The following is a 26,259-nucleotide window of genomic DNA, read 5'->3' as shown; positions in this document are numbered from 1 at the left end:
AACGCCGGCCCCATGCACTTCTTGGTCCGTATGCTGCGGCTAACCGTTGTCGACCGGGGATGGCGGAAGCGCAACGGCGGTAGCCGGCCCATGTCAGCCATCATCGTCCGTCGTCGAATCCCTGATTCGGCACCGTAAATTACCTACGCTACATTCTTCTGATCGCGCAGTACCACCTTCCTTCCCTGATCACGTTCACCGAAACCGCTGAGTTCACCGAAATCCGCAAGCAAACGAAGCTGCCCCCTTACAATGTTGCCATGCAATATAGGACCAGGGCCGAAGAAGCGTACGAATAGCCACACGCCCTGTTTGCGGCTGGCAAATACGCGTACGCCCGCGCGCGCGGAGGACAGAATGGCGACAGCTCGAGCTGGAACCAGAGGGGAGGCACTGAAGCTCCTGGAGACAGAGGGAGTAACGGTGGTCGAGTTGGACTACGAGTCAGGTTGGCAGGATGCTGTTGAACTCGGCAGGCTCGGCCAGAAGGTTGGGATACGCGTCGAGTATCGCGGGCACGAAAACATCGCAGTCCGCTCGCCGGCTGCGCTCGTTGCCGGCCTATTGCGACCAAAGACAACGTTCCGGCAGCGGAATCTGTACTGCCAATTTGAGCTTAACAACTTGCCAGCAGATGAGCTAGAGAGCCTGGAGGCAAAGGCGGCGAAGTTGGGGGACTATATTCTCGCGGGGCACTTGATGAGGGAGGTGGATGCACAGTGGGCAGAGTAAGCTGGTGCGGTCTGCCCTCTCGACAATGAACGGTTCGCTGTAGGGAAGCACGGGTACTCGACAGTGTCGTTGTATCCCGCTCCCTCGCATGCCGAGAACCATTATTATTGGTGGGCCGGGTGGGACTCGAACCCACTATCAGTCGATTATGAGTCGACGGCTTATACCACTTAAGCTTCCGGCCCTTGCGTGGAGCGCGAGATGTTACCCGAAGGCGACCTCTTGCGAACAGTTTTCCACCGCCTCTGTTCTATAGCTACACCGGCATAGCCGTGCGTGCCGTCGCGCGTGACCAGGTAGAGCTCGTGCGGGATCTGCGACAGGTAGTAGAGGTAGTTGCCGTGGACATGCCAGGTCAGGATGCGCAGGCGCCTAGTGTCCCGAGTCAGAAATTCGTAGACAAAATCGCTTGATGCTGGCGAGGATGTCATCGGCGGACTTTGTCCACACGAAAGGCGTGGGGTTGGCGTTGTGTCAAGGTATTGGCGGATAGCTTGCTCAAGTTGTCGGGTTGAGCGATGCGTGCCGCTGCGGTCTTCCCCTCATCGCTACCTCGCCCTGTGCGTGCCTTCAATGCAGAGTACAACGCGAGCCAAATAATGCAATGAATTTCAGACTCAGGACACTAGTACACTGCGTCAATTAAATGGCACCGGGCGAATTCGCCGAGATGGATCCTTGTACTTCCACTTGATGGGTGCCGGATTCTCCTTGTGCTGACGGATATAGCGCATCAGCTTCCGGTCCAGGTCCTTCACGGAAGTAAAGATGCCGCGACTAATGACGTCACGCTGGATATGGGAGAACCAATTCTCCACCTGATTCAGCCACGACGAATATGTGGGCGTGAAATGCATGTGCACGTGCCGATGGGCCCGCAGGAATTCCTGGACGCGCGACGTTTTGTGGCTGCTCACGTTGTCACAGATCACGTGGATTTCCTGACCATCGGGCTGATCGACCACGATATCGGTCAGAAACGCCACGAACTGCTCGCTGGTGTGGCGCGCCGCGGTCTTGCCTAGCACTTCTCCGGTGGCCGTGTTCAATGCGGCAAACAGGCTCAAGGTGCCGTTGCGCTTGTATTCGAATCCATGGCTTTCGGCACGCCCGGGCGACAACGGCAACATGCGGTCTTTGCGGTCCAATGCCTGGATCGCGGTCTTCTCATCCACGCAGAACACCACCGCATGCGCCGGCGGGTTCAGGTACAAGCCAATGACGTCGGCAGCCTTGGTCTCGAAGTCCGGATCGTTGGAGATCATGTGCTGCGCTAGTCGATGGGGGCGCAGACCATGTTTGCGCCAGATACGTTGCACGGTCGAGACCGACACGTTGCCCAACTCTGCGGCCAGCTTGTAACTACTCCAGTGCGTCGACCCGTCGGCTGGCTTGCGCTTGAGCGTGGTGTTCAACACACGCGCCTCAAGCTTCTCCGGCGTGCGAGCGGGGGCTCTGCCGGGATGGCGTGCGTACAGGCCCCATGCTTCGCAACTTCCATTCCCGAAGGCCACTCGAATGTCATCTGGGTGGCAACGCACAATGGTGATGACCAGGTTTTGCCCATGCGATTGCATGGGCTGCCCGCAGCCCGTACCAGATATGCCAGATGGCAAGTCCCCAGGCGCCGCCACGCCGCATCGTTCCTGCCATGGCTTCGCGCAAGGGGGCGACAAGCGAGCCTCCGCCTGTGCCCGCGTATTTCGTCTACCTGAAGCGCTCAGCCCGCTCCGACTGAGCGGTTCCACACAGTCGCTGCTGGTGTTTCCGACGCACCAGCGCTAGAAGTAAAATCATTGAGGGGTATAGTCAGCTGGGGAAATCACCATGCACGCACACAATATTCACGTTATTCCAACCGGCAAGCACGGCTGGGTCGTCGAAGTTGAAGGGGAAGACGAAGCCAGCGCGGAATATCTGACGCAGGATCAGGCGGTCGCCGCTGGTACAGAAAAAGCGAAAGCGGACGGCGTTGCCCTGTTCATCCACGGTCGGAACGGCAAAATCCACGAACGCTACACCTATTGCAAAGACACTCACTAGCGCGAGCCTGCTACTGTCTCGACCTCCCCGGCCGAAGTGCTCTTACTTTTTTGCCGTCTCCTATCCTGAAGCAGGGCGCGCTCCCCAACGGGCTGTGCCACCTCGCCGGCGTGGATGCCGACCCCATGCGGTGGTATGCGTTGTTCGAGGCGAATCCGGTCGCTGTGGCGATGCGCTTCGTGCGGTCGTACGCTCGATTCGCAAGATGACTTGCTTACGGACTAGGATCCGATGGGGAACACCATGCACATCGCCATCCGGGATGGAGAGCTTGCGGCGCTGTGGACGCATCGCGACGCCCGCCTCCACTCCGGTCAGCGCGCCGACCTGCAGGCTGACAAAGGGCTATCAACTTCAAGAGCGACCCAGGCAAAGGGCAACCCGGAGCCGCTTGCCAAATATGAAGTGCCGCGCCTCGGGGTATTGCGTACACGCCTGCAAGTGGCGCAGCGGCGCAGACTGGCACGGTTTGTCGGGCGGCCGGCGGAGCTTGAACAGTTGCACCAAGCGCTGGATGAGGCCAAGGCGGGGGTGGGCCAAGTCGTTGCCATAGGCTAATCCCGACGAACTATTCCCAAGCAGCGATTGATATAAATACAGCGCGCAGGTGCCCACGCATGAGCCGCAAGAGCGGGTCGGGGGGGCGTAGCCGGCAGTTTCTACCATCCGCGCATGCCTGTATCCTAAGCCGACAAGCAGTCGAATCAGGAGCGGCCACTTGCAGCAGTTCTGCCAGCAGCTGGCGCGCCAGCGCCGCTTCGACCTCGGCCCGTTCGGCCCGGCGTTGCGCCGCGCCCAACTCCGCCTGCACCGCGTCCAGCTCGCTGGCGGCACGTGGCTGCGTCTCTCCGGCGGCCGCGAGCCGCTCGGTGAGTCGCCCCGTGAGCGCCGCGGCCTAGGCTTCGAGCCGGGCGCGGACTTCGGCCTGCGCCACGGCCGCGTCGCGGGCCTCGCTGCGTGCCGCCACCAATTCGCCGCGCAACTCTTCGGCCGTGCGATCGCTCTTCTGGCGCGCGGTACGCTCCGCGTCCAGTTCGCGCAGGCTCCGCCGCTCGCTAGCTTCGGCCCGTTCCTGGGCGAGGGTCACCTGCTCGCGGGCGCGCTCGAGCTCGGTCGAGAATTGGGTGCACAGTTCCGCCAGTTGCCGCCCGGAGGCGTCCAGTTCCGCCCGCCCCGCTTCCAGCCGGGCCTGGGTCGCCGCGTGCGCCAGCCGCTCCGCGGCCAGATCCGCCTGCACGGCGCCGTGCGCCTCACGCGCCTCGTCCAGCTGCGCCGAGATGGCGGCCACCTCTTCCCGGGCGGCCGCGGTCTCGGCGCGCGCCGCATCGCGCTCCACTTCCGCGGCGCTGGCCGCCGCGCGCGCCTCGGCGCGCAGCGTGGCGAGTTCGGCGGTGGCGGCCTCGTTGGCCGCCTGCCAGATGGTCTTGACCGCCTCGGCCGCGATGTCCTTCAAGGCATCCGGCAGATCGGGATGGTCGATGGCGACGCGGGTGCGCCTGCGCAGCTCCTGTCAGAACGCCTGCAGCACTTCAGATGGCGTGCCCATGCTGCCCTTGCGCACCAGGCTGTAGAGCTTGTGGCGGTGGGCGTGACGCCGTAGCGGAAAAACAGCAGGCCGCAGACCTCACGGTACAGCGCGCGGGTTTCGGGAAAGCGCGCGCGCAGCTCGGCAATGTCGTTGGCCATGGCGGCCTGCAGCGCGGTGTCGAGGGTCGACCGGGATTCGTGAATATCTGAAGCTTCAGATATTCACGAATCCCGGCCGACCCTCAATACCGACACCCACGTGCCGACGAACGAACGCGCGCCAGGCCTTTGCCTGGCAGAGAATCCTAAGCATTACTTGTCTCCGTACAGGAACAGTCAGCGGTTCACTCGGGCTTCACGCCCGCTTCGGCAATGACCTTCTCCCAGCGGAGCTTTTCCGATTCGATAAATTTCGCACCGTCCGTGCGAGACATCGGCATCGGATACGTACCCACATCCTTCAGTCGGTCCACGAACGGTTGCTGGCCCAAGCTCTGGTTGACAGCCACATTGACCTGGTCGAGCACTGGCGTCGGCGTTCCTTTCGGCACGAACACAGCGAACCAGCCCTTGGCAACGAGCCCCGGCGCCACGTCCTTGGCCAGCGGTATGCCGTTTAAGCCGGGCAAGGTCGCGTCCGATGTCACGGCCAGCGCCTTGAGCCGCCCAGCCCGCACCAGCGGCACCAGCGGCGCAATGCCATCCACATACACCGGTACGTCGCCCTTCACTACGGCCTGGATGGCCTGCGTGGTACCGCTGAAGCTGATCTGCCGGAACTTCGTCTTTTGCAACTGCCCCATCATCTCGGCCGTCAGGTGCGGCACGGAGCCGCGCGTGGGGCTGCCGATGGCGACATCGTCCGGTCGTACCTTGCCGTCCTTGAGTACATCGGACAGGGTCTTGTAAGGCGTCGATGGTCCGGCCACGAACATCATCGGCGTATAGGCAAGCGTGGCCGCCACTTCAGTGTCGCGTTGGATATCGAACTTCGCTTCCTTGTACATCACCGGTGTGGTAACTGCCGCAGCCGCGTGGAAGATCGCAAGCGTGTAGCCGTCGGCAGGCGCCTGCTTAAGCGCGCTCATGGCAACGATGCCATTGCCGCCGGGCTTGTTCTCGACGATTACCTGCTGCTTCCAGGCGCTGGTCAGGCGCTCGGCCACCTGTCGCGCGATGATGTCCGGCGCACTACCGGCAATCGACGGCACCAGGATGCGCACCATCTTGTCGGGGTACGGGCCGGCCTGGGCTGACGTGCCGACGAGCGATGCGGCAATAGCGATGAGGGTGAACAAGGGGCGCTTCATGTCGTCTCCGTTCTGCGGCGCCGGCGTATCGCCGGACATTATTTGAGATGCAATCAATTAGCGATTGTAGTTTTATTGACTGCATCTTAAATAAGTACATACCACTAGCGCCGCGTAACTTGGCATCGACAAGCCGAAAGCGCGCGGTCTATGTAGCGCGCGCGCTTTTCTTCTTCGCGGGCCTGGCGTCCCGCTGCCATGCCTCGATGCCGTCGAGCGTAATGCGCAGCCCTACCTCGAAGGCCGTGTCGGAAGAGAGATGGGAGAACGACTTGCTCACGAAGCGTGCGCCGGGGTACTGCTCGGCCGACACGGATTCGAGCTTGTTCTGAATGAATGACTGGTGGTAGGCCGGCAACTGGCGGGACGCTTCCGCCATGCTGGCCGCGACGAGATATTGCGCCAGCAAGTGATAGCCGAGCGCCACCTGTTCCGCGCTGAAACCGCCCTGCATGATGGCGGACGTCATGCGATTGAAAAACTCCAGGCCGTAGTCAATCTCGCCAGGCTGCACGTCCTGGAACAGGCGATACCGGTTGTGCGACGCCACATAGTTGCTGACGCCCGGATTCTCCACCGCAACCTGGAAGCTGAGCCGAGCGATCCTCTCCACATCTCCTCGCCAGTCGCCGGTCAATGCCGGCACCCGCAGCAGGCGTTGCCGGTAATAGTCGTTCAGGACCCCCGAGACCAGTTGGTCCCGCCCGCCCAGGTAGTAATGGATCAGGCCTGGCGCCACCCCGAAGTCCCTGGCGAGTTGAACCATCGATATCTGGTCCAGGGGCATCTTCTTGGTCAACTCAATCGCGTGCTGAAGAATGGCCACACGGCTCAGCATCGGCTCGGCGCCGATCGGCGATTCCGTCTTGGGCGGTCGGCCCCGGCGACGCGGCGCTGGATTGGTCGTTGGCTGAGCGGCGGACTTAGCGGCTGGCGTTTTGCGGGCGGCAGGCATGGTCGAGGCAAACGGGCCGGCTCGGCGGACCCGCTCGAAATTGGTAGTGTGCCAATTCTATCCGGGATTTTCCCCCTTGCCACGCCTCATGCCGACGCTGTGGCGGGCATCGTTTCCGCATGGCTCGCGACGCGATAGCGACCCAACGACAGCACCAGTGCGGCGGCCGCCAGCAGCATCGCCGGCAACACGAGAGCGGCACGTCGTAGCTGCCATGGTGGTCGAACCACGCCCCCAAGCCAATCGGGCCGATCACGGCCCCGAGCGCATACCCGGAAACGCGATGCCAAACAGCGCTCCGAACGAAGTCAGTCCGAAGTACGAGCGGACCAGAAACGAGATCAGGTCCCCTTCGGCACCGATCGTGAGGCCGATCAGCGCAGTGGCAATCAGCAACGTGCCGTAGTCGTGCGTGCCGCGCAGCAGGAAAACGCCGATGGCGGCGCCGACAAAAAACACACTTGCCACGAAAGGCGCGTGGATGCGGTCGATCAACAGGCCGGTAGCCAGGCGTCCGACCAGCAAGCCGATGCCGACCATCGAGCCGCTGCGTGCGGCCATGGCGGCATCGAAGCCCCGGTCCGCAAAAAGTGATGGCAGATGTGGCCCCAGAGTGAGCGTCGCGGCCGAGCTGAGCACGAATACAAACCGGATGGCCCAGAGCCTGTAACTGCGCAGCGCGCTACGGAACGCCACGCCCGGGGGCGCGCCCGATACGCGCAAGGCGTCGCCGCTTGCCTTGATGCGTTCCCGCATCAGGATGCAGGCGACCAGCGAGAGCACAATCGAGCCGAGCCCCAAACCAATGTATGCCATGCGCCAGCCGAACGCTGTCACCAGATACTGGGCGGTCATGGGGAGGATGACCGTGCCCGCGCCGAGGCCGCACATGGCAATGCCCAGCGCCAAGCCAAGCCGGCCGGCCGGCAAGATCGCGAGATAGCCAGCACCGACGTGGCTGCACCCGATATGCCAACCAGCACCGACAATGCCACCCAGAGAATCAGGCTACCGTTCTGGAGTGACATCGCCGCCGTCGCCATACCGAGTACGGTGGCCGAGCAGACGATCACGCGCCGGATACCGAAGCGGTCCATCATTGCCCCGACGATGGGACTGACGACGGCCAGCCCAAACATCGATGCCGCGTAGGAATACGAGGCCTGCGAGCGCCCCCAGCCAAACTCGCTGGCGAGCGCCCGGGCAAACACGCCCACCGTGGCATTGAACAACGGCGCATAGCCGGCCAGCATGCCGAGCGCAGCGCCAAGAATCACACCGGCATAGATCCAGGCGGATACGCGCGACGGCGCGTTCGGGGCGGCTTGCATGAAGCTGTCTCCTACTTTCTCTCGGACTCGCCTTCCGTGGGCGGCCCTTGTTCTCGGAAATGGCTAGCGTTCAATTCAGGCCCGTCTGGCTGCCCAGATACGCCCCGGCACGCGGAGCCTGCGGCGCGAGACCAAGCTTGCGCAGCATCTGGCGTGCCGTGCAAATCGCCGTGGAGGTCACGGGAATGCCAAGTGCCCGCTGCGCCTGCTCAATAGCAGGCAGCGACGGCATCTGCACGCACGCGGACAACACAACGGTGTCCACGCCCTTCACGTCGAGCCGCTTGACGTCTTCCAGCAACTGGAGCGGATCGCGCTCACCGACTTCGAGGTTGTCGAGAATCGAGAAGTTCATCACGTCCTTGACTTCGATGCCTTCGTGCTCGATGTAGTCCACCACGGTCTTGGTCAGGGCGTCGCTGTATGGCGCCATCAGCGAGATCCGGCGCGCGCCGAAGTCCTTCAGTTCGTCAACCAGAGCACCGGCCGAAGTCATGATTTGCGGTCGATACGGTGCATCAGCGACCGCGCTGCCCAGGTCGTCGATCACTTTCCGGTGATAACCCATGCCCATGCACATCGTGGCCACCAGGCACGCGGTACTCATCACATCCACGCGCGCGTCGGCCAGCTCCACGGCACAGCGCCCCATATCGCGATTCATCCTTTCAAGCTCCTCCGCCACCACGCGGTGCATGCGAACGCGGCTCGAATGAAAGCTGAACCGCTCCGGCAGCACCTCCATGCGGCCGGCGAAGATGGCGGGCACCTCGCGCTCCATGGTGATGTTGGAGCTGGGCACGATTTGTCCGATTCGATACTTCATGATTGGCTATTCCAGAACGTTAAGGGGGCGGGCGACAGGAAGCGTCTCAACACCGCGCGCATCGAGTCAGGGATTGGCGTGCCTTCGCGCCGGTCAAGCCGTACGCAGATCGGCGAGAACATGGCATCGAAGACCGGTGCGCCATCAGGGCGGCGCGCCACGCAGCGGATATCGAACGAGCGCGTGCGGATGGCCTCCACGGCGCAGGTGATGTCGATCACGTCATCGGGCCACAGCGTGCCGATAAACTCGAAGCGCATCGCCTTGCACGGCGTGCCGATGCCGTGCGCCTCGCCGAGCCGGCCTTCTCCACCCGCCATGTGTGCGGTATAGAGGCTGACCGCGCCAAGGAGGTAGTCCGTGAAGCGGCCCGTATAGACCACGCCAGCCGGATCGCAATCGCCCCAGCGCACGGCGCGTCGAACGATGAACGGGCTTTCGCTCAGCACATGCTCCGTGGCCTGGATCATGGGTGGCCCGCCGTGGAGACGCCGGTCACGCCGCCCGCGGCAAGCTCCGCCATCAGCGCGGGGAACTGGGCGCGCAGCCGTTCCGCATCCACGCGACCGGTTCGGGTCATGAAGCGAAACACGAACTCATACGGCGTAGGCAGTTCCATCCACTCCCGGATGCACTCGTACCAGTTGTATGAGGCCTCCGACGCGCTAATGAGCTTCGCCTTCTCCGGCTTGCGCACATCCTCGTACTGCTGCAACGCGGCGGCCACGTCGTCGGGCTGGGCGACGATGGCATCGGCCAGCGCCATCGCGTCCTCCATGGCAATGCGCGTGCCGGAGCCAATCGAAAAATGCGCGCTGGTCAGTGCATCGCCGATTAAAACCTGCTTGCCGACATGCCAGTTGGCATTGAGGATGACGGGGAACTGCCGCCAGATCGAGTTATTCGAGACCAGCCCGTACCCCGCCAATTCCGGTGCGAAGACCGTCTCGAACAGCGCCTGACGCGATTCGGCGCTCATGTCTTCCATGCCGAAATCGACCCACGTCTGGTGGTCGCACTCGGCCACGAAGGTGCTCATCGAGTCGGAGTATGGGTAGTAATGCGCCACGAAGTATCCTCCCTGATACTTGCGGAATACCAGCGCCGGGCTTGGGAATGGCTTCTCCACGCCAAACCATGCAAAATGGTTGGTCAGCGTGCGGCGCGTTGTGCCGAATCCAGTCTCATTGGCCGCGCGCAATTGCGAATTGATGCCGTCGGCGCCAACAACAAGGTCGGCGTCGATCGCGTCGAAGTCGGCAATGCGCTTGTTGTAGGTCACCCTCACGCCAAGCTCATGCGCACGCTCCTGAAGCACGGACAACAGGCTGATGCGTGGGATCGCACCGCCGCCCGCCCCAGGCTTCTTCATTACGATCGGATGCTCGTGGCATACGATCGAATGCTGGTCGTTGAAACGCATGACCTTTGCGAGGCGATCCACAACTATTGGGGAAGCCGAGCGCAGGTTGGTCAGCCCGGTATCGGCCAGTACCACGCCAAAGCCGAACGTCGCATCCTCCGGGTTCTGCTCGTAGACGTCGATATCGACGTCCAGCATTCTTTCCTTCAGCAGGATCGCCAGAAACAAGCCCGACGGTCCGCCGCCAATGATGGCTACCTTCATTGCGCGCCTCCCGGACCAATGATCAGCGCATCCATATCGAACTGGCGAATCTGGCCTGCCAGCCCCCCGGTCAACGCGCCGTACCAGACTGCGGGCTTGAAGCCGAGCGCCTTGCGGCGAAACTCAAGCGTCGGATTGCCGTCGATTCGTACATAGCCGTTGCCGAGCGCCGTGGCCTGGTATCCCTCGGTCTTGCGGGCCACGTCAATCAGCGCGGCGAACTCGGGGACATCGAGTACATAGACCGAAGCCTTGTCCATGGCCGGCGCCGCCTGTTCGATTCGCTCGGCCTTGCGCTGCCAGACCGGCTCGATCGAGGTGAATGCGGCGCCTTCATCGCGCGCGCGATCCAGTTCGATCGCCGAATCGATCGTGAACGCGGCGTCCAGCTTGTCGGCATCGCTGAACGGACGGACTTGCCACGTGATCTCGATCGGGTAGCCGTTGGGATCGTTGAAGTAGATCGACTCGATCACTTCATGGCGAATCTGGTAGCGCAGCGGAATGCCTACTGCTTCCACGCGCCGGCGCCATTGCAGCAGTTCGGCTTCGTCCCGCACGCGCCATGCAGTATGCGTGGCCCGGTCCTGGTAGTGCTCGCGAACGGTCAGCCATTCGGGGCGCTCCGTGCCGATGTAGTAGAAGAATGCAATGGTGCTGCCGTTGCCGCTATCGAAAAAGAAGTGCAGAAAGTCGGCGTGATTGTCCGGCCCCCAGCCCTTGGCGGAGATTGCGTGGACCAGCGGCAGGCCCAGCAAATCGCGATAGAAGTGCACGGTCTCCTCCAGCTTCCAGGTAGGACGTGCGGTGTGATGGACGCCGTGCAGGGCGACAGCGGGAATGTTGGCTTGGGTCGATGAGGTCATGTCTCTTTCCTATGTCACTGGCGTGGCTAAACGGTGTCCTTGCCAATCTCGGTCTGGAGGAGTTGTACGATGCGATCGCGCAGCAGGACCTTGCTGAGCTTGCCGGAGGCGGTCAGAGGGAACTCCGGAATGATCTCCAGGCGCTCCGGCCACTTGAACTTGGCCAGTCCGGCTTCCTGCAGGTACTGCGTCAGCGCCGGCAGCGTCAGCCCATCGGCTACAGCCAACGGCTTGAGCAGCACAAACGCGCAGACGCGCTCGCCGTAGACCTTGTCCGGCATGCCGACCACGGCGGAAGCCAGGATCGCCGGGTGCTGGTTGATGACGTTCTCGAGTTCCTCGGCATTGATCTTTTCGCCGCCACGATCAACAACATCCTTGATGCGGCCACGGAAGAAGTAGTAACGCTTTCCCCCAACCACGCTGCACGACATGAGGTCGCCCGAGCGGTAAAAGCCGTCGGCGGTGAAGCGCGTGACGTCGTCCTTCTCGGACTTGTAATAGCCACGAATCGTATAGGGGCCGCGGAACAGCGCCTCGCCGACTTCTCCGTCTGGCACGTCATCCTCCGTGCCGGGAAAGACAATCCGGACCTCGTCGACTGCCGAAACGGGGTGGCCTATCGACTGTTCGCGAATATTGGGAGGATCCTCCGGCCGAGTAAACATGATCACGCCCTCGGTCATGCCGAAGATGTGGTGCGTGGGCGAGCCAGTCAGACGCGACAGATTCGCCGCGTTCTTGGGAGCTATGAAGTTGCGGCGCGCCTTGTCCGCCGGCGTGCCGCGCAGCAATTCCGGCGCGATGCGGTTCAAGATTGGGCCCGCCACGCCAAACCACGTGGGCTCGTAGTCGCGCACCAGCGCCTGGAGCGTGTCTACCGAAATATCGGGCGCCACGGTGACCTTGGCACCACTTAACAGGAAGGGGCCGAAGAAGCAGCCCATGTTGAGGTTGTGCATGTACGGCGTGGGGAAGAAAAGCACGTCTTCCGCGGTGTAGCGGTTGCAGGCCGCCACGGCACGCATGTTGTACAGGTACTCGTTCTGAAAGCGCGGGATGATTTTGGGCACGCCTGTCGTTCCCCCGGACAACTGGAACACCGCCGCCTGGAACGGCTCGTGCCTGACCTCGGCCAGCAATGCCTGCGCTTTGGGCAGCGGCATATCCCGGAGCAAGTCTGCCAACAGCACGGCGCGGCCGCGGCGTTCGCCGCGCGCCTGCAGGATGAACTTGAGGCTTGGCACCTCGCCTTGCATCTCTTCAGCAAACGCCACGTCGTCGAACTTGAGATCGTCGCCTTGTACGAAGTGCAAACGCGCTTCGCAAAGGTTGCCCAGGTATCCGATCTCGAGCTTGCGAAACGCCTGTAGCGAGCATAGCGGGATGATGCCTGCCTTAAGGCAGCCGAAGAACGCCTGCAGCAGTTCATTGCTGTTGCCGCACTGGAATATTGCACGATCAAGAGGCTTCAGTCCCAGTGCAAGCAACGCGGCGCCGAGCCGATCGGTCTGTTCATCGAGCTCTTGGTACGTGATCTCGCCTTCCGGACCGACCAGCGCCAGGCGATCCTTGTTGTCGCCGAACGACTGGCGGAACGCGCCGACCAGCGTCTCGTCGGTCAGGTGGCCATCCGTCAGGTAGCGAAGCAGGCGATCTTCGTCGGGATAGCGCACACCGTCGAGCAATACCGACGGGCGCACGGGTGTGGGTTGGAGCATGTCTGTCTACCTATGTCTCTATCGTTGTTATCGCACTCACACCATCGTTTCGCGAAGCCACTCGACGATGTGTCGGCCTGCAATGCGCTGGCCCGGCTCTTCGTCACGGCTGAGGGCCATGCCGTGGTGGTTGCCGCGCACACGGATGTGGCGCTTGTGCTGCGCGGGGATCTGGTCGTAAATCTTGCGAATGTCGGCCGGGAATGTGCACTGGTCGCCCGTGTATTCGAGCAGCAGCGTCGGCTGGTGCAAGGCGCTCAGGGTCTTGTCGAGCGCCGCATTCGACGACAGCCCCGACCACGTGGACAGCCACGATTCCGGCGTGACGACGCGGCCGAATCCGACGCTGCCCCAATTCGACACGAACGGGTCCTTACCCCAAAGCGACCCCGTCTTGCGGTCCGAAGGATCCAGCGTGATATCCCACGACCGCAGGTCGGCGTCCGTGCGCCAGACCTGGAAGATGGGGGCATGCGCTGCGATGCGTCGATCGGCATCCGTGCCGGAGCCGGCCTTTAACTGATTCCGGGCTTCGTGCTTGGCTCGCAGCATCGCTTTCGCGCGATCGTCGATCCGAGCCACGCGGGCGATTTGCGCGGCCTGGTATCGCTCGACGAATTCAGGTTCGTAGCGGCTCTTGCCCGCCTCCGCATCGAATCCATTGGCTTTCGAGAACGGATCAAGCGTCGGATCGGTCTGCATCGGATCGTTCTCGTCGATCACTGACGGATCGATGCCACTCATCAGTAGCTTGCCCTGTCCCGGGTGCGGGGACACCAGGATGAAAGCGTCGACCTCTGGCATGTGCAACTCGCCCAGGTTCGTTGGGCGGCCGCCGGGGGTACGCGAGATGCGGATCTCACGCGGCGTCAGCGCCTGCTGGTTGTAGAACGTGTAGAGACCCGCGCCACCCGAGTTACCGAGCATCACGATTTTTTCATAGCCCAGGTCGCGCAGATGCGCCATACCGGCTGCCACGTCGAGCAGTGCAATCTCATGCTCCAGTCGCAGGTCGTTGCCGATCGAACGTGGACCCTGCACCCAGCATGCACAACCGGCATCCAGTACAAATGGCACCAGGTAGTGCGTAATCGCCATCTCTCGCGGATGCATCAGCGAGACAACTGTCGGCTCTCTCCCAGTCGCGCTGAATAGGAAGCCAAGCGTGCGCTGCCCGTCTGCCGTGCCCAACGCATAGGGCACCATCTGATACGGGCGTTCCATCAAACGGGCATCCCACGATGCCCCTCGCATCCCTGCCGTCACCTGCGACTTGTCTTGTTCAGTCACGCTGTCTCCTTCTTAAATGCGACCATATCAATAATCTAAGCCTGATTTGATGCACTGTCAATTAAATCCGTAGTGAACGGTGGAGTGCGACGGCAGCCGCACGACAGAAGCGTCTTGGAGGGCATCTCAGGCGGTGCGACCATCACAACAATCGGCAATGGTCGCGCATCGGCCAATCACACACTAAACTGCGAGGACCGTCCGCTCCCATCTACGAGCGCTATCAAACAACGGCCATCGCAAAGCCCTACGTCCGCGGTCGAGCTTTGGAAAAGAACGCGTGCAGAACTGAGCAATTGAGCGAGCTGTCCGCCCCGCCCCGCCACCTTCAGAAGCCACGCTTCTGCAACCACTCGCTGACGGCCTGGAAGAAGATAGGCGCACCTGGGTCCTTGTTGATAAGGTGGCCCGCTTGCGGAACAATAAATGAGGTGAAGTCGACTTCCGGAGAATAGTACTTCGACTCATTCAAAAACACCGGATCCAAACTACACTCGCTAGCACTAACGCACCATCGCTTGTCATGCTGGCCCAGAGCAAATAGCACCGGAACTCGAATGTTCTCCGTAATCGAATAGTCCTTGGAATCACGCTCCATGGTATTCAACTCGGCAATCATTACCGTGTCTTGCAGCAACAAGGTGAACAGATCTACTGCTGACTCGGGTGCATTGGACGACATAATTCTGGCAAAATACCCTGGCTCCCAGCCCATGCCCCGCCCGTATCCGGGATGATTTTCAATGGGTTGGACCGAAGTCCGAACAATTCCCATCGCCTCTTCGGATAGATTGTGGCCAACGCCGCTAACAATTACTGCATCGGCACCGCGATGTTTGGATGCACAATGCCATGCGACCATACCGCCCATGGAGTGACCATTAAGAACAACCTTGGAGAATTTGTGACCTAGGGCTCCCTCTTTTAATTGGTCAATAACTTGGCCAACCATATACCCCTGCGTTGCAAAGTCCATCAATTCAGGATTTGGGCGATCACTCTTTCCGTAGCCGGGGCGGTCGAGATTCAGCGTTACGAATCCCATCTTTGTTGCATACCTTACATAGGAGTGCACCTCTGAATTCATCGGCCAGTCCCAGTAGATGCCATTGTTCGATCCGCCGGCAAGCAAAACCTGAACTGTCGTATTAGCAGTGATATCCTGGGCGGTCGCAAGCTCCCCGTGCAGCTCAATTTTTTCTTCGCTATTAGGATCTAACTTAACAGAAAATTTGTATGTTCTATAAAATACGCCCGAGATTTTATCAAAGACGGTCTTGCTAGTTGCCCTCACGGGCAAACCACAGCTCCCCTCTGGTAGCTCAAGCTTCGATAAATTCTCAAATTCATCATTCGAAATATTTGACTGCTTATGCTCTACGGCCTTAGCACCGGAATAGGTTGCAATTTTCAAATTTATCATCATTATCCTAACGATATTTAATATCTTCGAAAATAGAATCAAGAATAGCTCGTAACGCTTACCACGACAGCGTCTGGTCTGATCAGCTATGGTCGGCCAGATAGACCGGCGTAGCACCTACCACAGGGTTGGACCTGAGTCGTCACTGGCGCACGACAATATTTGACATGATAGCAATTTGTAGCAGATTTTTGCCGGCCAATCAATTAAATCCGTGGCTGACTTCGTCTCGCGCCGGTCGGAGCGATCACCAGCGCATCCATGTCGAACCGGCGAATCTGACCAGCCAGACCGCCAGTCAGCGCGCCGTACCAGACTGCTGGCGTGAAGCCCAACTCCTTACGGCGGAACTCCAACGTCGGATTACCATCGATACGTACATAGCAAGCGCGTGACATCATCCTCGGTACCTGGATGGACAATGCGCACTTCGTCAGCGTCGGCTACCCGGTAGCCGATCGATTGCTCGCGGATCTCCGCCGGATCTTCCGGCCGCGTGTCTTTGTCTACCTCTGTCCTTCCATTCGCAGGCGCTAGTAAAAAAGAAAGGCATGCCGCACTGCGGCACGCCATAAAACGCGCGCCTTCCAGCGTGCCAGTGGAGACAAACACAGATTGGCCACTTCCTAAGCATAGCCCGCGAGCAGGTTGGCGCCGGAGCCCCGCGGATCGCCATTGCAATCTGCCCTCTGGCGCAAACCTGCCTTTACTCTACGAACACTAGGCTATTGCTTGATCGATGCGCTATAGCCGAGCTCAGTCATGACTTGCTTCGCCCGCACTTGACAAGTTGTGTACTTGCGAAGCGCTCGCGACAGATCTCGAAGTACGTTGTCCGTCTCCCTGTGAGATTGGCCCTCGTACAGATCGTTTGCCTCTTTGAGTGAAGATTTGGCGCGATCCAGCAAGTCCGCGATTAGGCCGCCCTCTCCCTCACCAGGTTTTGCAGTCGGCACAGACTCAACTTGCTTCTCCGCCTCAGCAAGCAGTTCCACTGCCCGCAGCTTCGCTGTGCGGAGTAGCTCGTCCGGCGTTTCCCGCAGTCGGATCTCCCAGAACTCATTGGCTTCGTCATAGTAGTAGTAGCCGTGTCCGGGAATATGCATAATTGCCCGGCGGTTAGCCGGGCCAACGCATCCCATATAGAGCCCCTGATCCCCATGATCAGGACGCATAACAGCCGTGAATGCGTTTACCCGATGACAGATCGAGCTCGGCCAGGAATCGCCATTGAGCCAAGCTACTTCCCGTTCACGATGCGACATCCGTTGCCCATCTTCGCGATACCGCTCCGGTGCACTAGTGCCATAGATCTTCGCCATGACATCGACATTGATGCCGCCATATGCCGCCTTCATAGATTCGAAGAGATAGCGATTTCGGCCCTGAGAGCTCTTCGTAGACAACGCGGGCGAAATCTGCTTCTCGCCAAGCTTAATAAGGTCTACCGGTTTGTCTTGAATCCAGCCCTCAACAACATTGAAGTCGTACCCCTGCTCTGGTGCGGAGAACCCTGCAGACGACCTCGGATGCATCGAATTATTGTTGGCATAGAGAAAATCGTAGGATTTTCCCTTCTCATCAAAGGATAGTTCCCTTAGGACAGGCGTTGACCCAATAGCATTTGAAGGTCGTGCCTCGCATACATACGCCGATCGACTATCTGCATAAAAACCACCAACCGAGCCGAGAATGGTGCCCACATCTCCAATCGGCCAAGAAAGTTCATTTTCCAAGGCCGTGCTTGTCGAATCCGCAAATCGAAGATTATGAAAAACAGAAGCACCACGACGGAGTCCATATCCCCGATCGCTAGTCTCTTCAATACCGTGCAGTCCGCCACCGTGATGGACGTACGCAAGCCCTTTATCATTCATTCCGGGATGTCCGGCGAAAAAATATTGCCCCAACCCAGGAATAAATCCATTAATCGAAAACGGAGTGTAAATAAACGCGTTTCCGGTATCTGGATATGCAACGATAGTTACTTGGAAAGTGCAGTCGTGATCCGTCGACGAACCCACGACCAGCCCGCCGTCGGGAGTCGCATCGCCCCAGGCACACGCGCCACTGCATAGATCTTCAGTTCGTTCCCCAAGATGTGCCGTGCTCTGGCCTCCGAGATATGAAGAGCTTGCTTGCGACTCACCATCTTCCAGTTGAGTCATTGTGAATTCACGCACACCATGGCCTCGAATTCCGCTCCAGATTGGTTCGAAATGTCCCGTCCACAGTTGAACGGCAGACCAATAGCTAAGCTCAATGCCATGTTCCTTTGCGGCGTCGACCCATCCTTCGATCATGTCGCAGACCTCCGGCGTGTGGCCTTTCATATGGTGATGCCAGTTCCTGATCACCTCGAGCTCATGAGGCCTAAACCTCCTGGCCGCCATTCGCTCAACAACCCATTTCCCGAAGATGTCAATAATCTGCTGAATATACTGCCGCCCCATTTCTTGGGACGAACCTTTGAGCACTACAATAGGACAGATCGATGGCACGATAGGAACATCGTCAGCAAACGATATTTCACCGTCTCTGCGAGAAACCGTTACAGCCGGCAGGCTAGCTTCGATTTCGTCAATCTCGCCGTCACTTACCTCACCATTGAGGATCTCTTCAATTCTGCGGCATAGCTGCACAGTGTCAAAAAACAGGCTCACTGCATTTTCGGCGCTCGACTCTTCACGAGTATGTTCCGAAAAATACAAATTCCCTCCAGTGAACGTGCCGGCGTACCACTTCCCCTTAGCGAGCAGAAGAGCCGCTTTATCCAGAAGTTGGCGTACCTTGAATCCCTTCTGTGACAGAGGATCACATGAATTGAACGCTCGATTTGCGTCATAGAGCGAATAATGTGCTTCGGCGATTTGTGCAATCAGCGCTTCGGCGGTATGTCGACCATCCAAGGCTTCGCCACCCTTCACTTCGGCATGTTCCTTCATTTTTAACCTCCAAAAAATACGTTTGATCTAATTCATTTCTAGTGCACGGCACCAGAATTTTCTTTTCCAAGCCAAAAAACAAAAATCGAAGCCGTGCAAAGCATTCCCGATGCGCAAACCAACGCGTATTTGTAGGAGCCCAACATATCAAAGAACAGCCCGAACAAAATCGGCCCGATAACACCACCGATCGCGTGTACAAAAAATAGAATTCCATAAAGGACTCCAAAGGAGCCATTTCCGAAGTATTTTTTTACGAGGAATGGTAGAAAATCCCCTTCTGCACCAAGTGCAAATCCAAGGAAGACGCCGGCCACCGCGAAATAAAACAGCGGAAGATCAAGAACACCAGACATTTGAATGGCCCCGATGGCGGCAATCATAAATGTGGTGGCTGCTACTCTTCTGGCCTCTACGATATCGATCAAATAGCCACTCAGTAGACGCCCGCATATGACACCTACGCCACTTAACGCCACGCCTCGTGCGGCATATTCCTTCGATACACCGGCATCAGTCATGAGTGACACGAAGTGCACTGACATTCCGAGCGTCGCTACAGAAACAAGAAGTGCAACTCCAATTAGGAGCCAATAGCGAAAATCTTTAATTACCGAGAACAACTCAAACGTATTCAGACACCTGGCCGTGGCAATGCTGACGGATTCCTCACCTACATCCTTACTTCGAGAAGCATTCACCAAAAGGCACGCCAATATCCCCGTCACTGTAGCCACAATCGCTAGATACAAATAGGCATTCCGCCAGCCGTATTTCGAAATAAATGCCTCGGCAAGGAGGGGCATTGTCACCGTCCCTAGGCCCATGCCCACCCCTACCAAACCAAGGGCGAGGCCAAGACGATTTTTCAGAGATTTGGCTAGAACACTCACATATCCTGGCGGCGTGGTTCCTGCGCCGGCAAATCCGATGCACAGGCTCAATATCGCAAATGTGAGAGGTGAGTTCTCGGATTGTGATTGGGTAGCAATCAGAAAAGCCATTACCACTACAGACAAACCGATTACCTTGATCGCGCCGAAGATGTCAATGCATCTACCCACAACAAGCGATCCGAATGCTAAACCCAGCATCGAAAGAACGCCGACTCCTGATGTTTGTGCCCGTCCCCAACCAAACTCCTCCGATATTGGGCCTAAAAATATAGAAATCGTCCCAAAATATAGTGGCGCAAAGCCTGCAAACAGCCCTATCGATGCGCCGACTACCATCAGAGCCTGCCGAATTCTCACCGAACCGAACGCTTCCTGCGAACTAGCGCAAGTGGCTCCGGAAGGCGCGCCTTCACTGCTAAGATCAGTTGACATCTGTCATACCCAAGTGTTGACGCCAGTCACGCTAGAGCACCGTCGCGCGATCCTTGAAGGATTGCATCACCGTTTCTAGCGCACCCTTTGTGCCTCCCCTAGTACGCGCATCTGCACGCATCAATTGACACCTAGTCAATTGTTTCACAGTTTAATTGATGGCACCACAATTTCTTGAGAGGTTAGCTTTTTCAAGCCATCAGATCTTGGTGACGCTGCTGCTCGTCCACGTTCACCCCTTCTACTATGGAGGTCCTCGGGGTTGTCGCCGCCTGTGAGTCGGAACCGCTCAATAAGCGGATTATTCCCAGTCAGAATCGCGTCCAGGCAGCACAAACCCATCACACCTGGACCCCGTGCTCGATGCCTTACTGGATTGGTGCGAGTTTCTTCCCCAAAAGGACCAAGCAAGGCGGGGATGCCAACCACTACGGCATCCCCTTGTCCCTAACTGCTCCTTTAGAAGGTGTGCTTAATGCCAACCGCCATTCCGAACTGATTTTCGCCCGCGACAACCGGGGTACCGTAGCTCACTCCCAGCGCCGATCCATTGGAATTTCTAGCGAAGGCCGACGTGGCGTATAAACTGGTCCGCTTTGAGAAGCTATACTCGCCAGACAACACGAAACTGATCGGATCTTTGCTCGACAACCGATCATTTGTCCGATACGCGGCGGCGCGGAGCGTCCAGGCAGGATTTATTGTCCAAGCGGCACCCACCCAATAGAGATCCGTGCGAACTGGGCCCGTGCCGATATCGCTGTTTAATCGGCGGTACGCTGCTGACAAGGTCAGATTTCCAAAATAATACGCCGCGCCAATCCCGAAACGTGCTTGTGTCTTATCTGCAGCAGCAACAGACGTACCATTTTGCTGTTCGAAAATTCCTGAGAGCCGAAGGCTTCCGACCTCATAAGTGAGTCCGACGCCGAGATCACGCCCGACTTTCGGGTCCCCCGGCACTTCCGATCCGCTCGAGATCGTAGAATCGGCACCGAAACTATAGAGCGCTGTGGCTGTGAAGCCACCCGCACGACCGACATACTTTACCGAATTGTCAAGCCTTGAAGCCAACGCCACATCATGCGCAAATGCCGAATGAAACGGCGAAAAATACATCGGATCGTAGGGAATCAGGACATCGAAAACCAGACTCTGCTGACGACCAAACGTAAGCTCACCATATTTCTTACTGCTAAGTCCAACGTAGGCCTTTCTTCCAAATAGACGATTATTCTGCCCCATTTGGCCATTGTCTAGAGTAATACCTCCCTCTAGAACAAACAGGGCATTGAGATCCCCCCCGAGTGATTCGGTTCCTCGAATACCCCAGCGGGATGCGGCCAGGTCTCCGGACGTCATTCGGACCTGACTTGATGATTTATTGTTCGCATCTGGCACATGGGTCAAATACTCAACCCCGACATCCGCCACACCGGAAAGTATTACGCTGGAGGTCTGCGCAGAGGCAAGCCCGCTAATAAATAAAATGCTGGTTGCGGCAGTATTTCTAATCAGTTTCATGGCGGCAAATCTCTTATAATTGACACCTACTCAATTTTGCTCAAAAAAAAACGAACAGCTCCCCATCTCCTCCTACCGATCGATAGCTCCGGCAAAGCAAAGACGACCTTAGGCACTGCAGCGCTCATCGGATCATTGCAGCTTAATCCCTGATTTCTCGATAACATCCCCCCATTTCTTCCGTTCATATTCAATAAAAGCTGAGAACTCATCGGCCGTCGAAGGACGGGAAATTGCACCAATTCGCCCATAGATCTCTTCAATATTCTTCCGCTTTAGCGCCTTGCGAATTTCGTCGCTAAGACGCGAGACAATTACCGAATCGGTACCCGATCGAGCAACAATCCCGACCCAAATGTCAGCTTCTGCACGCGGATAGCCTTTTTCTGCAAACGACGGAACATTGGGCAAGGTTGCAAGCCGACCAGCCGTCGCAACGCCAAGGGGACGAAGGCGTCCAGATTTGATATAAGGCTCCAAGAGTGGCATGCCATCCAGCATCACTTGGATATCTCCCGACATTAGCCCCTGTACGGCATCGGGTCCGCTTTTGTATGCGATTGGAACTGCATCTGCGCCGGTTGCCGCGCGAAAGAGCTCAAATGCTACATGGGCCGGTGACCCCGTACTTCCAAAACCATAATTGATCTTTCCGGGGTGAGACCTTGAGTAAGCAATAAATTCGTCCAGAGTCTGGACGGGAAGCGCTGGATTTACAGCGAGGACCATCGGAATGCTACTTACCATTGAAACAGCAGTAAAATCCGATTTCGGTTTATATGTCAACTTAGTAAAAAAATATTGATTCCAAATAAGTTGGGTCGCACCAACTAGCATGACTGTGTATCCATCAGCAGGACGCGACATCAATTCGTTGACAGCGACAATCCCCCCTGCCCCAGGTTTATTGTCGACAATTACCGGCACGCCGAGCGATTTTCCCATTTCATCGGCCACGGGCCTAATGAGCATATCCGCCACACTTCCAGGCGCCCCGCTGACCACGATTTTCAGCGGCTTAGCTGGAAATTTCGATTGCGCAATTGCATCGACCGAAAATGGCAATGTCGCAGCAATTGCCTGAACAATACTGACAACTAAATATTTCAACTTCATTCTCTAACTCCAAGTACAGGAAGTATCACCACACCGGCCTATTAGCAGCTCAGCATCGAGGGAGATGTTGGAGGTGGCATCAACGCTTCCGCCACCTGTCGGGCACGTACTTGCGCGCGAGTGACACTGCGAAGTGAGCGCGAAATTCGAGCAAGCTTTTCGCTATGGCTTTCTTGAAGACTCGCACTCCTGGAGTCGACAGCGGACCGATACTGCTGCTTTGCATCGGAAAGCCAATCGGAAAGCTGCGGAAAATATGCAGCGTCCTTGTTCGACCCGTTGTAGACCTTACTCGCAATATCAATGTCCGTTTGCGCTTGCTCAATAGCCGCCTGCAAAACTCCTTCGGGAGAGTTGCGAAGCGTCAACTCCCAAAATGCGTTGGTCTCATCATGATAGTAATATCCGTGCTCAGGCCCGCGTGCATGCACGGCTCTGTTAGCTGGGCCAATGCATCCCAAGTAACGGCCCTTATCACCGCGCTGGGGATTCATAACAGCGGTAAAGGCATTACCTCTATGAGCCGTCGACGAGTTCCAAGGGACGCCCGCCTCCCATAGGGCTTGAAGATGCTCCAAATTGCCTTCCGGCATTTCACCACTCTGCCTGTAGACCATTTTCATATATTCAACGTCGATGTGGCCGTACCCTTGCATCATCATGCGATACGCGTATCGATTTCGACCTTCGCTAGATCTCGTATTGTGACGCCGGAAGACTTTCGGACCCGGGTCGGCGTTAATTTGCGCCCAATCAAGCGTAAACCATCCGCCTGCAATCGAATATTGATAGCCACCGGGGGGAGGCACATTCAAATGCCCTGACTCTGGCGCCATTGCATTGTTATTCGCGTATAGAAAATCGAAACTCTTTCCATAAGCATCCATGCTATGTGTACGAATAATTTCGCGCGTAGAATTGGGAGCTCCCGGCCTCGCCTCCAGGGAGTATCCACTACTTGCATCGCCAAACATGCCGCCGACTGTCCCGAGAGAGATCCCTGCATCTCCGACAGGATAGGGTTTCATCAACTCCTTCGAAGTCTGCGAGCTGTCGCTGAACTGAAGCAAATGAAGCGTTGCGGCTCCCCTTCGAATTCCGTAGCCCCACTCTTCCTTCGGCTCCCCCGTGTTCGCACCACCGTGATGAACGTATGCAACTCCTGCAGCATTCATTCCCGGGTGACCCGCCATATGAAAGTCCCCAATAATTGGGATTGAGCCATTTGCTGAGAAAGGCGTATAGATAAAGGGATATCCCTCCTCAGGGAAGGCGACGATGGTTGCCTGGAATGTGCAATCGTGATCGGTCGTAGACCCTGCCACTAGCGATCCATCGCCTGTCCCGTTTCCCCACGCAAAAATGCCGCTGCACATATCCGAGTCTTCAGCCGCTTGTGCCCCCGCAGCAACGCCCAAATATGCGGCAGTAATTCTTTCATCATCTCCATCGGTTTGAGCAAATGCCATCGGGCGAGGCTCCTTCGCAGGAGGACGGAAGCCGGTCCAAACTGCCAACGCATGCAAACGACTCAAATTTATACCGTTTTGCGAGGCACCATCAGCCCAACCTTCGGAGAACTGAACTACCTCCGGCATGTGCTTGGCGAGTTGCTCTCCCCACGCCTTAATCTCTGCCTCTTCTTTCTCTGAGATCTCTCGAGCAGCCAATTGCTGAAATATCCAAGTTCCGTAGATCTCAATCACTTGCTGGGCATATTGCCGTCCCATCTCATAATTGCTGCCTTGCAGCACAACAATTGGACCGATTGTCGGGACAAGCGGTGTTTCACCAATAAACTCAATCTCTCCTTTTTTTTGCGTGGATGATTTTGAGTTTGCAAATACAATGCTACCCGACTCGCAAGCAGCTTTAATTAGCTCACAATCGTTAATTACGCTTTTGAATGCGAATTCAGCGGATTCGAGTTTTTCTCTGTCGCCAGAGCTAGATTGTACGAATTTTTGGTATGTTCCGTCGACACTACCAAAGGTCCATTTCGCATGTGCAAGCGTAAGCAGCGTCTCGTTCAACGCATTCCGTGCGGCAACATAAACCGGATCGCTCCAGCCACGTTCGACAAACGACCTGTTCGCAAAATGCACCGCAAACAATGCTTGTGTTCGGAGTTTTTGTGCGCGGGCACATGCTTCCAGAAACCGTGTCTTATCCAAATCCACCATCAGTATCATCCCTGTAATATCGCTGCGACCTGAGATCGGTGCATTTTAAAAAATGGCTCGCGTTCAATTTTCAAGGTCCGAGCCACCTCACCTCAGTAACTCAAAGCGAACTATTTAACACCCACTCAATAATAGACCTAACGATTGCCTGCCGAGAGAACGATAATTAACCGGGATTATTCGTATCCGCTCTCAATGACGTGATCCCATTCACTCTTAGGCGAGTCCACTCACCCGAAAACGGTAGCAAATATTTGATACCTTATCAAATAAGGACTTTCCACTACGAACAAGGGTACCCCACCGCACGGGAGTCACCGCAGGACTCGGTCCAGCAAAGAGTGTGCCATGGGGCGGTTGCCGACTAGCTAGGGGGAGTGTGGAAACTGAAACGTGCAGCATAGAGCTCATATTTGAGCTCAATTGGGGCGAAACACGCACATATCGTAGACAGCATTCACACAAGCATGGCGCTATGCAGCTCGATCGAGGACGCCCAAGACTGTCGCTTTCAGAAGGCCCGGCGCACCAACATTGGGCGCCCGTCTGGGAATCCCAAAATGATCACTTTCGTCGCTTTGATGAAGTGTTAGCTTCTCGCCACTCATCAATGCCAGCAAGTAAGATCTGAAGCCCTTTCTCGAACGCTACCTCTGACGAAAGCCGCGAAAATGCTTTACTTACGAATCGGGCGCCAGGGTATTGGTTTTTTGAGACTGTGCTGAGCCTATCCTCGATGAAAGCTTGATGATAGGCCGGCAATTGGCGTGATGCTTCAGCCATGCTGGTCGACAGCAGATATTGGGCAATCAAATGATAGGCAAGCGCCACTTCTTCAGCGGTGAAGCCTCCTTGCATGATGGCCGAAGTCATGCGATTAAAGAACTCCATTCCGTAGTCAGTTTCACCAGGCTCTACGTCTTGGAATAGGCGGTTTCGGTTGTGAGATGCAATGTACGTGCTAATCCCTGGGTTTTCGACAGCGATAGCGAAACATGTTCTCGCAATGTATTCGACGTCGTGACGCCATTGTCCGGTAAGTTCGGCCAGTCTACTTACTCTGAGTCGGTAGTAGTCATTAACAACACCACTCACCAGTTTGTCGCGCCCTCCCAAGTAATAATGGATGAGACCTGGCGCAACGCCGAAATCTTTTGCTATGCGGACCATCGAGATTTCCTCGAGCGGCATCGCCTTCGTCAGTTCTAGCGCGTGTTGTACGATCGCAGTCCGACTAATTTCCGGCTCCGCACCAATCGGCGAGTCGATCCGCGGCGGGCGACCACGGCGCCTTGGCTGCAGCTTGGACGGATTATTTTTGGAACTAGGTTTGGTCGTGGCTGTCATTATCCGAGTTTGACGGTCATCCTTGCTCACCGCCGAAAATTGTGCTGGCCTCCGATTTTACATGCATCGGCTTCGCTGGCGCGGAAACGGGGACCTGTCAGAAATTTTGTGTTTAGGGCATAACATGTCGATAAGGAGCATGTATGCCACGCAAGACGAAAACCA

21 protein-coding genes, 1 tRNA gene and 2 pseudogenes are annotated in these 26,259 nt (G+C 57.4%); 3 read left to right on the top strand and 21 right to left on the bottom strand.

Annotated features, from left to right (window positions below):
* Nucleotides 1-357 precede the first annotated feature (357 nt).
* Nucleotides 358-732: a hypothetical protein gene (locus AC3WL8_RS35900; RefSeq protein WP_013959253.1), complete on the top strand. Its 375-nt coding sequence runs from the start codon at nt 358-360 to the stop codon at nt 730-732.
* Nucleotides 733-840: 108 nt separating this feature from the next.
* On the opposite strand, the gene AC3WL8_RS35895 is transcribed toward AC3WL8_RS35900, so the two are convergent.
* The 3 genes and pseudogenes from AC3WL8_RS35895 to AC3WL8_RS35885 all read right to left on the bottom strand — a co-directional run bounded on the left by AC3WL8_RS35895 (nt 841) and on the right by AC3WL8_RS35885 (nt 2,366).
* Nucleotides 841-917: transfer RNA gene (locus AC3WL8_RS35895), tRNA-Ile, on the bottom strand.
* Nucleotides 918-992: 75 nt separating this feature from the next.
* Nucleotides 993-1,121: pseudogene (locus tag AC3WL8_RS35890) on the bottom strand (glycosyltransferase family 1 protein); the annotation flags it as partial.
* Between the two features lie 249 nt (nt 1,122-1,370).
* Nucleotides 1,371-2,366, bottom strand: a complete 996-nt coding sequence (locus tag AC3WL8_RS35885) for an IS630 family transposase (protein ID WP_492379874.1) — start codon at nt 2,364-2,366, stop codon at nt 1,371-1,373.
* Between the two features lie 193 nt (nt 2,367-2,559).
* Here AC3WL8_RS35885 and AC3WL8_RS35880 point away from each other — a divergent pair, with 193 nt between their 5' ends.
* Together AC3WL8_RS35880 and AC3WL8_RS35875 are read left to right on the top strand one after the other, a co-directional pair.
* On the top strand, nt 2,560-2,775 hold the full coding sequence (locus AC3WL8_RS35880; protein WP_492379873.1) for a DUF2188 domain-containing protein: 216 nt from the start codon (nt 2,560-2,562) through the stop codon (nt 2,773-2,775).
* Between the two features lie 243 nt (nt 2,776-3,018).
* Nucleotides 3,019-3,333 (top strand): hypothetical protein, encoded by a 315-nt coding sequence (locus AC3WL8_RS35875; RefSeq protein ID WP_492379872.1) that lies wholly within the window; start codon nt 3,019-3,021, stop codon nt 3,331-3,333.
* Between the two features lie 10 nt (nt 3,334-3,343).
* On the opposite strand, the pseudogene AC3WL8_RS35870 reads toward AC3WL8_RS35875, so the two are convergent.
* The 18 genes and pseudogenes from AC3WL8_RS35870 to AC3WL8_RS35785 form a co-directional block, all read right to left on the bottom strand.
* Nucleotides 3,344-4,461: pseudogene (locus AC3WL8_RS35870) on the bottom strand (DNA-binding protein).
* A gap of 185 nt (nt 4,462-4,646) precedes the next feature.
* On the bottom strand, nt 4,647-5,612 hold the full coding sequence (locus tag AC3WL8_RS35865; RefSeq protein ID WP_492379871.1) for a Bug family tripartite tricarboxylate transporter substrate binding protein: 966 nt from the start codon (nt 5,610-5,612) through the stop codon (nt 4,647-4,649).
* A 148-nt stretch (nt 5,613-5,760) separates the two neighbouring features.
* Nucleotides 5,761-6,567, bottom strand: a complete 807-nt coding sequence (locus AC3WL8_RS35860) for a TetR/AcrR family transcriptional regulator (protein WP_492379870.1) — start codon at nt 6,565-6,567, stop codon at nt 5,761-5,763.
* Nucleotides 6,568-6,819: 252 nt separating this feature from the next.
* Nucleotides 6,820-7,458 carry an MFS transporter gene (locus AC3WL8_RS35855; RefSeq protein WP_492379882.1) on the bottom strand — a complete coding sequence of 213 codons (639 nt, stop codon included), beginning with the start codon at nt 7,456-7,458 and terminating at the stop codon, nt 6,820-6,822.
* Nucleotides 7,419-7,898 carry an MFS transporter gene (locus tag AC3WL8_RS35850; RefSeq protein WP_492379869.1) on the bottom strand — a complete coding sequence of 160 codons (480 nt, stop codon included), beginning with the start codon at nt 7,896-7,898 and terminating at the stop codon, nt 7,419-7,421. The genes AC3WL8_RS35855 and AC3WL8_RS35850 overlap by 40 nt, the downstream gene beginning before the upstream one ends.
* 70 nt (nt 7,899-7,968) lie before the next feature.
* Nucleotides 7,969-8,724, bottom strand: coding sequence for a maleate cis-trans isomerase family protein (locus AC3WL8_RS35845; RefSeq protein ID WP_492379868.1), 756 nt, complete (start codon nt 8,722-8,724; stop codon nt 7,969-7,971).
* Entirely contained in the window at nt 8,721-9,194 is a 474-nt protein-coding gene (locus AC3WL8_RS35840; RefSeq protein ID WP_492379867.1) for an acyl-CoA thioesterase, read from the bottom strand. Before AC3WL8_RS35840 ends, AC3WL8_RS35845 begins: the two co-directional genes overlap by 4 nt.
* The gene (locus tag AC3WL8_RS35835; RefSeq protein ID WP_492379866.1) at nt 9,191-10,351 is read right to left on the bottom strand and encodes an FAD-dependent monooxygenase; all 1,161 of its coding nucleotides are present in this window, start codon (nt 10,349-10,351) and stop codon (nt 9,191-9,193) included. Before AC3WL8_RS35835 ends, AC3WL8_RS35840 begins: the two co-directional genes overlap by 4 nt.
* Entirely contained in the window at nt 10,348-11,217 is an 870-nt protein-coding gene (locus AC3WL8_RS35830; RefSeq protein ID WP_492379865.1) for a VOC family protein, read from the bottom strand. The genes AC3WL8_RS35835 and AC3WL8_RS35830 overlap by 4 nt, the downstream gene beginning before the upstream one ends.
* Before the next feature lie 26 nt (nt 11,218-11,243).
* Nucleotides 11,244-12,920, bottom strand: coding sequence for an AMP-binding protein (locus AC3WL8_RS35825; protein ID WP_492379864.1), 1,677 nt, complete (start codon nt 12,918-12,920; stop codon nt 11,244-11,246).
* A gap of 54 nt (nt 12,921-12,974) precedes the next feature.
* Complete coding sequence (locus tag AC3WL8_RS35820; protein ID WP_492379881.1) at nt 12,975-14,162, bottom strand: alpha/beta hydrolase; 1,188 nt, start codon at nt 14,160-14,162, stop codon at nt 12,975-12,977.
* 394 nt (nt 14,163-14,556) lie between these two features.
* On the bottom strand, nt 14,557-15,693 hold the full coding sequence (locus AC3WL8_RS35815) for an alpha/beta hydrolase (protein WP_492379863.1): 1,137 nt from the start codon (nt 15,691-15,693) through the stop codon (nt 14,557-14,559).
* Between the two features lie 683 nt (nt 15,694-16,376).
* Nucleotides 16,377-18,596 (bottom strand): hypothetical protein, encoded by a 2,220-nt coding sequence (locus tag AC3WL8_RS35810; protein WP_492379862.1) that lies wholly within the window; start codon nt 18,594-18,596, stop codon nt 16,377-16,379.
* A gap of 38 nt (nt 18,597-18,634) precedes the next feature.
* Nucleotides 18,635-19,924, bottom strand: a complete 1,290-nt coding sequence (locus AC3WL8_RS35805) for an MFS transporter (protein WP_492379861.1) — start codon at nt 19,922-19,924, stop codon at nt 18,635-18,637.
* A 459-nt stretch (nt 19,925-20,383) separates the two neighbouring features.
* A complete protein-coding gene (locus tag AC3WL8_RS35800) occupies nt 20,384-21,448 on the bottom strand; it encodes a porin (RefSeq protein WP_492379860.1) in 1,065 nt (354 codons plus the stop codon).
* A 132-nt stretch (nt 21,449-21,580) separates the two neighbouring features.
* Entirely contained in the window at nt 21,581-22,564 is a 984-nt protein-coding gene (locus tag AC3WL8_RS35795) for a Bug family tripartite tricarboxylate transporter substrate binding protein (RefSeq protein ID WP_492379859.1), read from the bottom strand.
* Between the two features lie 41 nt (nt 22,565-22,605).
* Nucleotides 22,606-24,747 (bottom strand): C45 family peptidase, encoded by a 2,142-nt coding sequence (locus AC3WL8_RS35790; RefSeq protein ID WP_492379858.1) that lies wholly within the window; start codon nt 24,745-24,747, stop codon nt 22,606-22,608.
* A gap of 564 nt (nt 24,748-25,311) precedes the next feature.
* Nucleotides 25,312-26,094, bottom strand: coding sequence for a TetR/AcrR family transcriptional regulator (locus AC3WL8_RS35785; protein WP_492379857.1), 783 nt, complete (start codon nt 26,092-26,094; stop codon nt 25,312-25,314).
* Nucleotides 26,095-26,259 lie beyond the last annotated feature (165 nt).

This window comes from Cupriavidus sp. FW305-F7 (genome assembly GCF_058782875.1).
The sequence above is the reverse complement of the archived record's forward strand: the minus strand, read 5'-3'. Positions and strand labels throughout refer to the sequence as shown.